The sequence below is a fragment of the Muricauda sp. SCSIO 65647 genome (assembly GCF_021534965.1).
In the GTDB taxonomy this organism is placed as follows: Bacteria; Bacteroidota; Bacteroidia; order Flavobacteriales; family Flavobacteriaceae; genus Flagellimonas_A.
Genome location: NZ_CP091037.1, coordinates 1,601,439 through 1,614,792 on the forward strand (window position 1 = coordinate 1,601,439; position 13,354 = coordinate 1,614,792).

A 13,354-nucleotide genomic window follows, 5' to 3' on the forward strand; every position below is an offset into this window, starting at 1 on the left:
TTCAATTACCAAGTGCAAGCCGCATCAACCAATCTGTCTGCTCGTCATTGCCGATGAAATAGGGGTGCTCACCAAACTTTTCGAAACCATGTTTTTCGTAGAATCGAATGGCCTTAGGATTATGTTCCCAGACCCCAAGCCACAATGTTTTCTTGCCCATCTTTTTTGCCAGTTCGACCACTTCTTGCACAATTAGGCCGCCGACATTCTTTCCTTGGTGTTCTGGCAGCACATAGATTCGTTCAAGTTCAAGCGAAGAAGCATCCTTTAATTCGGTCTGGGCCCCGTTTTGGTTGATCTTAAAGTATCCGACAAGCTCGTCATCACCATAAACGAAATAGAAAAAGGCATCATTATTTTCAAGCTGTTTCTTCAAGGTCTCAACAGAAAAGGCCTCATTGACGTAAGCGATAAAATCTTCTGGATCGTTGTCTTTCTCAAATGCCGCCACAAAGGTTTCCTTAGAAATCTTGGCCAAAGCCGGTAAGTCGTTGACGGTACATTGATGAAGCCGGATCATTCCACTAAAATAATGCCCAAAAACAAAAAAGCCGAATCATCGATCCGGCTTTTTCAATTTTTTATGGGAGTATCGTTTAGAGCATGAACAGCTTCTTTACCAATAGGGCAAAGCCACTGTAAAAATCATTTCTATAAACCTGAATCTCCTCTTGCATTGCTGTGTGGTTAAGTTCGGGTGCCATAGGGGTTAAATTAAGTTCGTTGATTTGGTTCAAAATTCGTATACCAAAACTACCAATAAACGCTTGTACCCCAAAAATTATGTTGTGTATTGAAAGTTAATTGTTGCCAAAAAAACGAAGTGTGCCATTTTTTCGATGAAATGCACTATAGCGTCATTTCAGCAACCTCATCTTGAACGACCAATTTTCCTTCTGTCGCTGCCTTGATTTCATCGACCGATACCCCTGGGGCACGTTCTAGAAGCAAAAATCCGTCATCGGTAATTTCGAGTACGGCCAGATTGGTCACGATTTTCTTGACACAGCCCACTCCGGTCAACGGCAATGTACACCGTTTCAACAATTTTGACTTGCCTGCTTTGTTGGTATGCATCATGGCCACGATTATATTCTCGGCCGAAGCGACCAGATCCATTGCCCCGCCCATGCCCTTGACCATTTTTCCTGGAATTTTCCAGTTGGCTATGTCACCATTTTCGGCAACTTCCATAGCGCCCAAAATGGTCAGATCGACATGTTGCCCACGGATCATACCAAAACTTGTGGACGAATCAAAAAACGAAGCTCCTGCCAAAGTCGTTATGGTCTGCTTGCCCGCATTGATGACATCGGCATCTTCTTCACCCTCGAATGGAAAAGGCCCCATACCAAGAACACCGTTCTCACTTTGAAATTCGACATTGATATCGTCACGAACGAAGTTGGCCACTAAAGTGGGTATGCCAATACCCAAGTTCACATAGTAGCCGTCTTTTACCTCTTTTGCGATTCGTTTTGCTATTCCGTTCTTATCAAGCATTTTCTTTTGGCCTTACCGTTCGCTGTTCGATTCGTTTTTCATATTTTTTGCCCTGAAAGATGCGCTGAACAAAAATACCGGGTATGTGAATTTGGTTGGGGTCTAGATTGCCTGCGGGCAAAAGCTCTTCAACTTCGGCTACAGTAATTTTGGCCGCCCCGCACATACAGGGGTTGAAGTTTCGGGCCGTTCCCTTGAAAACAAGGTTGCCTGCCTCATCTCCTTTCCACGCCTTTACAAAAGCAAAGTCGGCCTTGTAGGCTTCTTCAAGTACATACATTTTTCCATCGAATTCCCTGGTTTCTTTTCCCTCGGCCACTTCGGTACCATATCCGGCAGGGGTGTAAAATGCCGGAATACCTGCCTGGGCCGCGCGGCATTTTTCTGCCAAGGTGCCCTGTGGGGTGAGCTGTACTTCCAGTTCGCCGCTCAACATCTGTCGTTCAAACTCGTCATTCTCGCCGACATACGACGATACCATCTTTTTTATCTGGTGTTTTTGCAGGAGAAGGCCCAGTCCGAAATCATCAACTCCGGCGTTGTTCGAGATACAGGTGATATCTTTGATCCCTCTTCTTACCAATTCGGCAATGGCATTTTCAGGAATACCGCAAAGCCCAAAACCCCCTAACATAAATGTCATTCCATCTTGAACTCCATCAAGTGCCGTGATGACATTTTCGACAGTTTTCTTGATCATCTTTTCAACAGGTTTTCTTGTCTATCGAAAAGTACAATATTAATTGAAAAAAGTCTTACGATTTATAGCTAATTTAAGGAGAAGGGCCTTCTAAAAATCAAGATCTTCGAGGTCGTCTTCGGTATCGATCTCTTCTTTGATCTCTTCCAAAATTTTGGTGCAGTCAACATTGATCGATAATTCTTCGGGTTCTTCAAAGGCTTCTTTTGAGACACCTAAATCTTCATCTTCGTAGTTCTTTTTCATGTACAATGCCCAAATGGGCAGTGCCATTGAAGCTCCTTGTCCGTAAACAAGGCTGCCGAAATGTGTTGACCTTTCTTCGCCCCCTACCCATACACCGGTCACCAAGTTTGGCACCATACCCATGAACCACCCATCGCTCTGGTTTTGTGTGGTACCTGTTTTTCCTGCAATCGGGTTCGTCAATTCGTAGGGATAGCCCGTAATAATTTCTTTATATACCGTTTGGTCTTTTGCGAAAGTATGGCGCAATCTCCCGCCAGAGCCATATTGTGTTACCCCTTCCATTAGATTGACCATGGCATATGCCACATCTCTGCTAAGTACGTCTTTGGTCTCAGGTACATATTCATAGAGTACCGTACCATTTTTGTCTTCAATACGTGTAACCGTGACAGGTTTGACATATACCCCTTGATTGGCGAAGGTACCGTAGGCCCCGACCATTTCAAAAACATTGAAATCATGGGTGCCCAAAGCGATCGAGGGCACTTCAGGTATCTCTCTTGTCAACCCCATGCCTTCGGCAATACTGACCACCGATCCTGGCCCTACCTTATCTATGAGTTGGGCCGTGACGGTATTCACTGAATTCGCGAGCGCATTTTTTAAGGTCTTCATCTCACCCGAATATTTGCCATTTGAATTCTTGGGGCACCAAGCCTCTGGATTGCCATATTTCAAGGGTTCGATACAATATTGACTGTCTGGTAACGAATCGCATGGCGAATACCTTAACTGGTCAATGGCCGCGGCATATACAAAGGGTTTGAACGTAGATCCTGCTTGTCTGGCCCCTTGAAACACGTTGTCATATTGAAAATGCTTGTAATCAACACCTCCGACCCAAGCTTTTACGTGTCCGGTCTGGGGCTCCATCGACATCATGGCCGTTCGCAGAAAAGTCTTATAATACCTGATGGAATCGATCGGGGTCATAATGGTGTCTTTTTCGTAAGAATCACTGTTCCAATCAAAAACGGTCATCTCTGTTTTTTCATGGAACGTTTTTTCAATTTCCTCGTCAGATTTTCCTTCTTTTTTAAGTACCCGCCATCTTTCTGAACGTTTCATGGACGACCGCATGATGGTATCGATGGCCCCATGGGTCAAATCTAAAAACGGAGCCGTTGGGTTACGTTTTGGCGTGTTTTGATGAAAAAACTCGGCTTGAAGGTTTTTCATGTGCGCTTCAATGGCCTTCTCCGCATTTTTTTGCATGCGCGAATCAATGGTGGTGTAAATTTTCAAACCATCTAAATAGATATTGTATTTCTCACCATTCGGCTTGGGGTTTTCATTGACCCATTTTCTTAACCAAGTTCGTTGCATGTACATTCTGAAATAGGTGGCCAAACCTTCTCTATGCGATTCTGGATGATAGTTTAGGTCAATCTCCAACGCTTGCAATGAATCTCTTTCAGATTCAGAAATGTAGTCGTATCTGGCCAATTGGCTCAGCACGGTATTTCTCTTTTTCTGTGTTCTTTCTTTGCGCCGTAACGGATTGAAAAGGGATGAGTTTTGCAACATGCCCACCAACATGGCGGATTCTTCAATTTTTAGATCTTTGGGCTCTTTTCCAAAGTATATTCTAGAAGCCGATCGAATACCATCAGCATTATTGCCAAAATCATAGATGTTCAGGTACATGCTGATAATCTCTTCTTTGGTATAGCTCCGTTCCAATCTAGTGGCAATGACCCATTCCATGGTTTTTTGCTTTATGGTTTCCAGTATATTCTTAGATCGTACACCCACGAATAGTTGCCTTGCCAATTGCTGTGAAATAGTACTGGCCCCACCTCTTTTTCCCAAAAAGAAAAATGCCCGCAATGTGCCACGGGCATCTATACCCGCATGATTGTGAAAACGGATGTCTTCACTGGCGATTAACGCATTCACCAGATTTTGTGGAAGATCATCGTATGAAACATCGGTTCGATTATCTTCCAAATAAAATTTTCCAAGGGTTTTTCCATCCGAAGAAATAAGTTCTGTGGCCAAATTTGTCTGCGGATTCTCCAATCTTTCAAATGTCGGCATCTCACCAAAGACGCCCCAACCGGCCAATAAAAACATTAGGGCGAACAGTAGAATACCTGAGGCGAACAAAATCCAAAACCACTTTATGTACTTGAAAAATCCCTTCTTTTGCCTTTTGACCGTTTTTGCCATTTTTACCGTTTACTTTTTTCAATTGTGAGGCCTACATCGGTTATGCCCTCTAAAGCTTCTATGCCTTTTACGTTGCCATTCTTTCTCATGGCATGCATGACCCTAACCTTATATACGCCCGTATCGCGAAAAACGATGTTTTCTTTGTACCAAAGTTTGTTTTCTTTTATACTGCCTTGGCCGGTGCCCAACCACTTTCCATCAGGTCTGGCCATTTCGAACTCTAGGGTATCCCTTGTCGTTTGCCCTTGTGGCAACTCCATTTCGGTTATCAAAAAAAGGTTGCTGAACGGAAATTCATCATTGTTTCTAATATTGATGAACATATCATGGTGTTGCAAAGTATCTAACCCGGTAAATTGAAATGCAATGGTATCATCTGCCTGCCATTTTCCATTTGCCGTGGATTCAAAATCTGAATATATCAAATCATTGTTGCATGAAAACAGCAACGAAACAACCACTGTACAAAGAAATTTCTTAAGCATTTGAAGTTGTCTTTCTCTTCTTGTTTCGCCTTTTCTTGTTTTTGCCCCTTTTTCTTCGTGAAGGTTTGTCAAAACGTGTCAGACTGTCTTGACCCACCACATTCTCGAACGTGAGCTGCTCTTCTTTGATATTATCGGCCGCAAATTCTTCTAGGCTGACAATTTTTTTGCCATTGGCGTTCAATTGCAAGATTTCCTGTACTTGCTGTTTGTTGAGCGCGTGCCAGTTGGCAGGCTCGTTCTTGTAAGAGAACCAAAGGGTTTCTTTGAAGATATCGACCTTTTGGCAAAAAGATATGCCCTTCTGGGTCTGTAACTTGCTGTCAGGGGAAGGAAAGTCTTTTAAGGCCTCTAGGTACATATCGAGCTCATAGTTCAGACAGCATTTCAATTTGCCACATTGCCCGGCCAGTTTTTGGGGGTTCAAGGCCAGCTGTTGATACCGGGCAGAAGCCGTGTTCACCGACCTGAAGTCGGTCAGCCAGGTCGAACAACAGAGTTCCCTGCCACATGAACCGATGCCTCCCAATCGTTGTGCCTCTTGACGATACCCTATCTGTCGCATCTCAATACGGATACCAAAAGCACGGGCCATATCTTTTATCAGTTGCCTGAAATCGACCCGTTCTTCAGCTGTGTAGTAAAAAGTGGCCTTCGATCCATCGCCCTGAAACTCGACATCGCTCAATTTCATCTGTAGATTAAGCGAGATCGCAATTTCTCGAGAGCGTTTCTTGATTTCTTCTTCTTTGTTCCGGCACTTTTGCCATATGTCGATATCACGCTGCGCCGCCTTTCTATATATTTTGGGAAGTGCTTTATCGTCCCAAGCCACTTTTTTGCGCTTCATCTGTACCTTCACCAACTCACCGGTCAAGGTCACAATGCCAACATCATGGCCAGACTTTGCTTGGGTGGCCACAACATCACCAATCGATAAAGAAAGATTATCGGCGTTTCTAAAGAATTCTTTTCTGCTATTTTTAAAGCGGACCTCTACGCAGTCAAATGGCTGTTGACCATTGGGAAGCGACATATTCGAAAGCCAATCGAAAACCGTAAGCTTGTTGCAACCATCTGTGCCGCAAGTACCGTTGTTCTTGCAACCACGCGGCTGCCCATCCTTACCGGTTGAACAACTGCTGCACGCCATATTTGATATCTTGATTCAGGCAAATCCGATAAACATTGCCTGAAAAGGGTTCATATTTTACTTGAATGTAAATATAAAGCAAAATGTCAGAGAAGAGAAATGCTATTTCTTAAACTTCAACACCTCAGAACGACCTTTCTTGAAAATTTTATTGCTGACCATTTTGCCCCTTCTACGTTTTTTTTGCTCTTCGTACGGCAAGGCCACAATCTCTTTACAGGTATCTGAGCAGCAGTCGTTCATTTTTTCGGCACATTCATCACATTGTATGAACAACAGATGACAGGCCTCGTTGGCACAGTTCACATGAGTATCGCAAGGTTTGCCACATTGATGGCAATTAGCTATTACCTCATCTGTAATACGCTCACCCCTACGGTGGTCAAAAACAAAGTTTTTGCCCCTAAATTTGTTTTCGAGACCTTTTTGGTTCACCTGTCGGGCATATTCAATGATGCCCCCCTCAAGCTGGTACACATTTTTGAATCCCCTGTGCTTGTAATAGGCACTTGCCTTTTCACATCGAATACCGCCGGTACAGTACATGACCAATTTTTTGTCTTCTTTATGGCCCTCCAGATCTTTTTCAATGATGTCGAGAGAATCGCGAAAGGTGTCGACATCGGGGGTAATGGCATTTTTGAAATGGCCTATCTCACTCTCGTAATGGTTGCGCATATCGACCAAGATCGTATCTGGGTCTTCAATAAGTGCATTGAATTCTTTGGCATTGACGTGCACTCCCTTGTCGGTGACGTCAAAGGTGTCATCGTTCAAACCATCGGCCAAAATTTTATTGCGGACCTTTACCTTTAATTTCAAGAATGATTTGTTGTCTTGTTCAATGGCAATGTTCAGTCGCACACCCCTTAGAAAAGTAACGCTATCCAAATGTTCCTTGAACGCCTTAAAATTTTCGGCGGGTACCGACAACTGGGCATTAATGCCCTCTTGGGCCACATAAATACGGCCCAATACATCAAGTTCGTTCCAGTTTATGAACAAATGGTTTCTAAAAATCTGCGGGTTGCCGATGTGCGCATATTTATAGAAAGAGATGGTTAGGCGATCTTGCCCGGCCGCTTCGATAAGTCTTTCCCTTTCTTTCGCGCTCAATGTATTGTACAGTTGCATGCTATACCAATAATTAAAGCTTAGAGAATGAAACTACGTGCGCAAAAGTACAGATTATGGACAAGGAGAAAAAACAAAGGCTCCCAAAGTTTTGGGAGCCTTTGAACCACATATTTTCTTCTTCATAGACAGAATTCTCAATGTATCAATGTGGTCTTTACCGCTTGAATAAACAAGGGTTATCTATAATTGTTTGAATTAGTCGTTTATAGGATGTGTTCCTTTCAAAAAGGTTGCGCGCCCATTGTGATATGCAAAAAGAAATGGTATTTTTAGCCTCTTAAATCACGAACATGAGCAGCGAAAAAGAAGCAAAGCTAAAGGCCCTTAAACTGACATTGGACAAGTTGGACAAAACCTATGGAAAAGGCGCCGTCATGAAAATGGGCGACCATGTGGTTGAAGATGTAGAGGTAATTCCATCTGGATCGTTGGGTCTTGATATTGCCCTGGGGGTCGGAGGATACCCGCGTGGACGCGTGATTGAAATCTATGGCCCCGAATCATCGGGCAAAACCACCTTGACCCTTCATGCCATTGCCGAGGCCCAAAAAAATGGAGGCATTGCCGCTTTTATCGATGCCGAACATGCTTTTGATCGTTTCTATGCCAAAAAATTGGGTATTGATATCGACAACCTGATCATATCGCAACCTGACCATGGTGAGCAAGCCCTAGAAATTGCCGACAACTTGATACGCTCTGGAGCCATTGATATTGTCATCGTCGATTCAGTGGCAGCCCTTACACCGAAAAGTGAAATAGAAGGCGAGATGGGCGATTCGAAAATGGGCCTGCATGCCAGACTTATGTCACAAGCCCTCAGAAAACTTACTTCGACCATCAGCAAGACGAACTGTACCGTAATCTTCATCAACCAGCTTCGTGAGAAAATCGGGGTAATGTTCGGCAATCCTGAGACAACCACTGGGGGAAATGCGCTGAAATTCTATGCCTCGGTGCGATTGGATATTCGTCGATCGACCCAAATAAAAGACACCGATGGCAATGTTCAGGGCAATAAAACCCGTGTGAAGGTCGTCAAGAACAAAGTGGCCCCTCCCTTTAAAACCGCTGAATTCGACATCATGTATGGTGACGGTATCTCAAAGGTCGGCGAAATATTGGATCTTGGTGTGGCCTATGAGATTGTCAAAAAAAGTGGCTCATGGTTCAGTTATGGCGACACCAAATTAGGTCAAGGCCGTGATGCCGTTAAAGCCCTCCTCTTGGATAATCCAGAATTATCAGAAGAACTGGAGGCAAAAATAAAAGAGGCCATCGCTTCGATATAGGGGCTTAAATTTCTGTCAAGAGCCTTCTTTCTCACGCAACCCTTGTTGTTGGCATTCATCTATAAAAAAATGAAGATTGATGAAAAGGATATTTGTAGGAATTGCATTTTTGGCTTTGGTTTTCCCCTTGTTTCAGGGGTGCAGCATTGACGATAACGATGCTAATTTTCATTTTGTCGCGCTCAGCATAGTAGATGTGGACATACCTGCCGCATTTGAACTCAACGAAACCTATGAAATAGGTGTGACCTTTATAAGGCCCGACGGATGTACTTTTTTTGAAGGTTTCGATGTTTCAAATACAGCCCAGACCGATAGGGATGTTGTGGCCATCGGCACTGTTCTCAACAATGAAACGGCATGTACGCAGGCCATTGAAGAGGTAGAGGCCACCTTTACATTTGTGGTGCTTTACAATCAAGAATATCATTTTAGGTTCTATGCAGGTGATGATACGGATGGTGAGCCTGAATATTTAGAGTTTACGGTTCCAATTGAAGAGGTACCGTCAAATAATTAAGAGAAATAAATCCTGACCAACGATTTGAGTCTTGAAGAACTCATAAATAACTGTAAAAAGGGTAAAAGGCAGGCGCAAGAAGAATTATACCGCAGATATGCTGGCGTTCTCTTTGGCATGTGCCTCAAATACTCCCGTAACAAGACGGAGGCAGAAGACAATCTGCACGACAGTTTTATGACCATTTTTGCCAAGATTGGGCAGTTCAACCACAAAGGCTCATTTGAAGGTTGGATGAAACGCATCACTGTCAACACAGTTTTGCAGAAATATAGAAAAGAACAGTACCTCAGCGTCGTCGATGAAAGCGTCGTCGAAGCTGAACCGGATGAATCAAATAAAATCGAAACCGTTAGCCTTTCAACCTTGTTGGGCTATATTCAAGAGCTTCCGAACAAATACCGACTGACCTTTAATTTGTACGTGCTTGATGGCTTCTCGCACAAAGAAATCAGTGAAATGTTGGGAACATCGACCGGAACCTCAAAATCAAATCTGGCCAGGGCCAAAATGATCTTGAGGGAAAAGCTCGAAAAAAAGAATATAAATATTGCCTAAACCATTGAAGAGATGGAATATGAAGAATTAGAAAAATTGTTTAAGGAAAAATTCAAGGATTTCCGTCCTGAGCCCGATGAACGGGTCTGGAAATCCATTGAAGTTTCGCTTGACAAAAAGAAGTCACGGCGAACCGTTATTCCTATTTGGTGGCGATTGGGCGGCATTGCCGCACTGTTGGCCATTCTGTTTTACATCATCAATCCATTTGATGATGCTTCCGAACAAATTCCCCAGACCCAACAACAGGTCACCGGTACCGAAGATGTCGATAAAAAAGGTGAGGATGCCTTGGTAAAAGAAGACAGTACCGCTATCCTGAAAAGCAATAGTGAACCAACGCAGTTGACAGAAACGTCAGAAGGCTCAAAAATCGAAAATCCATCAAACTTGGCACATGATGACGAAACCCATGAATTGGTCTCAAAGGGGGCTGAAAAGAACCAAAGCGTCGATCAAGTTCAAATTGCTTCAAATCAGCAAGATAACCCCTCTGTGACCAAAGAAAAGCAGTTCATTGAAGAGACCGTTGGCGATACTCAAAAAGATGCTGTCGCCGTACAGAACCAAGAGGTCATAGAAAATGCGGTTGAAAAGAATGGTGACAAAGACCAAAAGCAACTCTTTGACAAAAATGTTGAAGAAGAAGAAAACGTAGTGGCCAATGTCGATGAACAACAAGATCAGAATAAAGGGAAATCAATATTCGAGGCCATTGAAGAGCAAAACAACGATGAACAACTTGTAGCAGAAAATGAGCAGGGTAAATGGTCAGTAGGGCCTTCTGTCGCCCCGGTATATTTCAATGCCCTGGGCGAAGGTTCCCCGATTCATTCAAATTTTGCCCCGAACAACAAATCAGGAAACCTGAACCTAAGCTACGGTCTTGCAGTGACATACCAGATAAGTGACCGTTTGGCGGTGAGATCGGGTGTACACCGGGTAGATTATGGCTACGACACCAATGACATAAGCTTTTCGTCTTCACCGACCGAATCGACAAATGGTGAAATTGAAAATATCGATTATGCACAAGCATCGAGAAGCATTGTCGTACAAAGCAATGCAAAAGAGACCCCCAACGCCAATGAAACATTTGATGTTCTGGCGCCCAGCGCAGAATTGGATGGTCGTATGGTGCAACAAATGGGTTATGTAGAGGTGCCCGTAGAATTGAGCTATTCACTCATTGATAGAAAGTTCGGTGTGAACTTCATCGGTGGCTTCAGTTCGCTCTTTCTTGTTGATAATACCGTGTCATTGGAGTCTCAAGGGCTTGTCACCGAAATGGGTGAAGCAAACAATGTGAACAACGTGAACTTCAGTGCGAATGCCGGTATCGGACTCGATTATAAGTTTTCGCCCAAAATACGATTTAGTCTAGAGCCTGTTTTCAAGTACCAGTTAAACACTTTTTCAGATACTTCGGGCAACTTTAGGCCCTATACGATAGGTGTTTATAGTGGGGTAAATTTCAGGTTCTAAAAGAAGTTGGTTAGGTAGACTGCCCCTTAAGGTAGTCAAAATAGCGCCCCGGCACTACTGCCGGGGCGTTTTTATGCCGTTTGGTATTATTTTTCTGGTCGGTTTGTTATAAGGTCGTTCAGAATCACGTCCCGCACCTCTTCGCGCAAGGTGCCCTTATCATCTTCGGCCAAGATGCCCGTCTCAAAAAAAGTATGCACTTTCACCCTTAACCGGCCTGGGCCTCCACTGAAAAATGTAAAGGGAAAGCGCTTTTTCGTATCATAGAAGGTCATGGGCACTACGGGAATCTTATGTGCAATGGCCATTTTAAAGGCCCCGTCCTTGAATTCATCCAACACCATATTCTCGTTGGGCACTCCTCCCTCTGGAAAGATACAAATGCTCAACCCTTGGTTCAAACGCCTTTGGGCACGACGATAGACGCCCGTTCTGCTTCTCACATCTTCACGATCTACCATGATACAGACACGTTTGTAGAAAAAACCGAACACGGGAATTTTGACCAACTCTTTTTTGCCCACAAAAACAAAGGGATTGCGGCTCACATAGAGCATGAGCATAATATCGAGCATACTGGTATGATTGGCAACCAACATATAGCTTTTGCCCCTATGCATTCGTTGCTGCCAGAAAATCTTGGGAAAACAGCCCATACCGTACAAAATGGGCTTCGCCCACAGGTTGCGGGCCAACCAAAAAAATTGGGTGTATGTCTTTTCAGATAACGTGGTCAACAGCAAAAAGGGAAGAAAAACAAAAATGGGTACGGCCACCAAGACATAGAACCATATTCTATAAAGTAAATGCCCAACATTCTTGACCATTCGAAGCATGGAGCCAAAAATACTGATTTGCACTAGTTTTTAGTGAATTCTTTTACCTTTGTCGCTTTACAAATACCAAGGCATGGCAAGAATATTGACGGGCATACAAAGTACGGGCATACCGCATTTAGGGAATATTTTGGGGGCCATCATGCCCGCGATTGACATGGCGAAAAATCCCGAGAACGAGTCTTTTCTTTTTATAGCCGACATGCATTCGCTCACCCAGGTCAAAAACGGGGACCAACTGCGCCAAAACACCTATGCCACCGCAGCTACATGGCTGGCTTTCGGCCTCGACGTGAACGAGACCGTTTTCTATCGTCAGAGCGATGTGCCGCAGGTTACTGAACTGGCATGGTACCTGAGCTGTTTTTTCCCCTATCAACGACTGACCCTTGCCCATTCGTTCAAAGACAAGGCAGATCGGTTGGAGGATGTCAATGCCGGACTCTTTACCTACCCCATGTTGATGGCCGCCGATATTCTATTGTATGATGCCGATATCGTACCGGTCGGAAAAGACCAATCACAACATTTGGAAATGACCCGTGACGTGGCCCAGCGCTTTCACCACCAATTTGGGGAAACCTTTGTGCTACCAGAGACCAAATTGCAAGAGAGCACCATGTACGTGCCCGGTACTGATGGCGAAAAAATGAGCAAGAGCAAGGGCAATATCATCGATATCTTTCAACCCGACAAAAAACTGCGCAAACAACTTATGGGCATTGTCACCGACAGCACCCCGATGGAAGACCCCAAAGACCCTACAAAAGACAATGTCTTTGCACTCTACAAACTATTGGGTTCACAAGCGCAAATTCAAGAGATGAGCGCCAATTATCGAGCGGGCAACTACGGTTACGGCCATGCCAAGCAAGCCCTTTTTGAGCTTATTCTACAAAAGTTTGAAGAACCCCGTGAAAAGTTCGACTACTACATGAACCACTTAAGCGAAGTGGATGATGCCCTCGCAATCGGGGCCGAAAAGGCCAGAAAAGTGGCCGATGGAGTGTTGGCCAGGGTTCGGGAGAAAGTAGGGTATTGATATTCTTGGGAAAAACAGCCTAAACTTTCCTGCTTACCAGCAGGTGGGTTTATTTCTTTTTAGGTCGATGTAAAAAAGAAAAGGCTTTTATGTTCATTTCTTTGCTTGTCCAAAAGAAACGAACCAAAGAAAGGACACTTCTCCGTAGGAATTTTTGCTTTGCAAAACCGCTTTCGAAACTTCGCCAAAAATTGTCTTCAATTTTTGTGTGCTAACCGA

13 protein-coding genes are annotated in these 13,354 nt (G+C 44.0%); 5 read left to right on the plus strand and 8 right to left on the minus strand.

Going from position 1 to position 13,354, the window contains the following annotated elements; genetic code table 11:
• Position 1: 1 nt before the first annotated feature.
• The 7 genes from L0P89_RS07155 to L0P89_RS07185 form a co-directional block, all read right to left on the minus strand.
• Complete coding sequence (locus L0P89_RS07155) at positions 2 to 520, minus strand: GNAT family N-acetyltransferase (protein ID WP_235267722.1); 519 nt, start codon at positions 518 to 520, stop codon at positions 2 to 4.
• A 329-nt stretch (positions 521 to 849) separates the two neighbouring features.
• A complete protein-coding gene (locus L0P89_RS07160) occupies positions 850 to 1,503 on the minus strand; it encodes a CoA transferase subunit B (protein WP_235267723.1) in 654 nt (217 codons plus the stop codon).
• On the minus strand, positions 1,496 to 2,203 hold the full coding sequence (locus L0P89_RS07165; RefSeq protein WP_235267724.1) for a CoA transferase subunit A: 708 nt from the start codon (positions 2,201 to 2,203) through the stop codon (positions 1,496 to 1,498). Before L0P89_RS07165 ends, L0P89_RS07160 begins: the two co-directional genes overlap by 8 nt.
• Positions 2,204 to 2,293: 90 nt before the next feature.
• Positions 2,294 to 4,624, minus strand: coding sequence for a transglycosylase domain-containing protein (locus L0P89_RS07170; protein WP_235267725.1), 2,331 nt, complete (start codon positions 4,622 to 4,624; stop codon positions 2,294 to 2,296).
• 2 nt (positions 4,625 to 4,626) lie between these two features.
• On the minus strand, positions 4,627 to 5,112 hold the full coding sequence (locus tag L0P89_RS07175; RefSeq protein ID WP_235267726.1) for a gliding motility lipoprotein GldH: 486 nt from the start codon (positions 5,110 to 5,112) through the stop codon (positions 4,627 to 4,629).
• Positions 5,105 to 6,265 carry a stage 0 sporulation family protein gene (locus L0P89_RS07180; protein ID WP_235267727.1) on the minus strand — a complete coding sequence of 387 codons (1,161 nt, stop codon included), beginning with the start codon at positions 6,263 to 6,265 and terminating at the stop codon, positions 5,105 to 5,107. The genes L0P89_RS07175 and L0P89_RS07180 overlap by 8 nt, the downstream gene beginning before the upstream one ends.
• Before the next feature lie 102 nt (positions 6,266 to 6,367).
• Positions 6,368 to 7,399, minus strand: a complete 1,032-nt coding sequence (locus tag L0P89_RS07185) for a rhodanese-related sulfurtransferase (RefSeq protein WP_235267728.1) — start codon at positions 7,397 to 7,399, stop codon at positions 6,368 to 6,370.
• A 293-nt stretch (positions 7,400 to 7,692) separates the two neighbouring features.
• Here L0P89_RS07185 and recA point away from each other — a divergent pair, with 293 nt between their 5' ends.
• The 4 genes from recA (at position 7,693) to L0P89_RS07205 (ending at position 11,257) form a co-directional block, all read left to right on the plus strand.
• Positions 7,693 to 8,694, plus strand: a complete 1,002-nt coding sequence (recA, locus tag L0P89_RS07190; RefSeq protein ID WP_235267729.1) for a recombinase RecA — start codon at positions 7,693 to 7,695, stop codon at positions 8,692 to 8,694.
• Positions 8,695 to 8,773: 79 nt separating this feature from the next.
• Positions 8,774 to 9,214 (plus strand): hypothetical protein, encoded by a 441-nt coding sequence (locus tag L0P89_RS07195; protein WP_235267730.1) that lies wholly within the window; start codon positions 8,774 to 8,776, stop codon positions 9,212 to 9,214.
• A 24-nt stretch (positions 9,215 to 9,238) separates the two neighbouring features.
• Complete coding sequence (locus L0P89_RS07200; RefSeq protein ID WP_235267731.1) at positions 9,239 to 9,772, plus strand: RNA polymerase sigma factor; 534 nt, start codon at positions 9,239 to 9,241, stop codon at positions 9,770 to 9,772.
• A gap of 12 nt (positions 9,773 to 9,784) precedes the next feature.
• A complete protein-coding gene (locus L0P89_RS07205) occupies positions 9,785 to 11,257 on the plus strand; it encodes an outer membrane beta-barrel protein (RefSeq protein ID WP_235267732.1) in 1,473 nt (490 codons plus the stop codon).
• An 86-nt stretch (positions 11,258 to 11,343) separates the two neighbouring features.
• Here the strand turns inward: L0P89_RS07205 and L0P89_RS07210 are convergent, their stop codons facing one another.
• Positions 11,344 to 12,093, minus strand: coding sequence for a 1-acyl-sn-glycerol-3-phosphate acyltransferase (locus L0P89_RS07210; protein WP_235268002.1), 750 nt, complete (start codon positions 12,091 to 12,093; stop codon positions 11,344 to 11,346).
• A gap of 73 nt (positions 12,094 to 12,166) precedes the next feature.
• On the opposite strand from L0P89_RS07210, the gene trpS reads away from it, so the two are divergent.
• Positions 12,167 to 13,135: a tryptophan--tRNA ligase gene (gene trpS, locus L0P89_RS07215; RefSeq protein ID WP_235267733.1), complete on the plus strand. Its 969-nt coding sequence runs from the start codon at positions 12,167 to 12,169 to the stop codon at positions 13,133 to 13,135.
• The last annotated feature ends 219 nt before the right edge of the window (positions 13,136 to 13,354 follow it).

Coding starts and splice junctions, on each gene's coding strand:
- L0P89_RS07155 (WP_235267722.1), bottom strand. CDS start 520: ATGATCCGGCTTCATCAATGTACCGTCAACGACTTACCGGCTTTGGCC.
- L0P89_RS07160 (WP_235267723.1), bottom strand. CDS start 1,503: ATGCTTGATAAGAACGGAATAGCAAAACGAATCGCAAAAGAGGTAAAA.
- L0P89_RS07165 (WP_235267724.1), bottom strand. CDS start 2,203: ATGATCAAGAAAACTGTCGAAAATGTCATCACGGCACTTGATGGAGTT.
- L0P89_RS07170 (WP_235267725.1), bottom strand. CDS start 4,624: ATGGCAAAAACGGTCAAAAGGCAAAAGAAGGGATTTTTCAAGTACATA.
- L0P89_RS07175 (WP_235267726.1), bottom strand. CDS start 5,112: ATGCTTAAGAAATTTCTTTGTACAGTGGTTGTTTCGTTGCTGTTTTCA.
- L0P89_RS07180 (WP_235267727.1), bottom strand. CDS start 6,265: ATGGCGTGCAGCAGTTGTTCAACCGGTAAGGATGGGCAGCCGCGTGGT.
- L0P89_RS07185 (WP_235267728.1), bottom strand. CDS start 7,399: ATGCAACTGTACAATACATTGAGCGCGAAAGAAAGGGAAAGACTTATC.
- recA (WP_235267729.1), top strand. CDS start 7,693: ATGAGCAGCGAAAAAGAAGCAAAGCTAAAGGCCCTTAAACTGACATTG.
- L0P89_RS07195 (WP_235267730.1), top strand. CDS start 8,774: ATGAAAAGGATATTTGTAGGAATTGCATTTTTGGCTTTGGTTTTCCCC.
- L0P89_RS07205 (WP_235267732.1), top strand. CDS start 9,785: ATGGAATATGAAGAATTAGAAAAATTGTTTAAGGAAAAATTCAAGGAT.
- L0P89_RS07210 (WP_235268002.1), bottom strand. CDS start 12,093: ATGCTTCGAATGGTCAAGAATGTTGGGCATTTACTTTATAGAATATGG.
- trpS (WP_235267733.1), top strand. CDS start 12,167: ATGGCAAGAATATTGACGGGCATACAAAGTACGGGCATACCGCATTTA.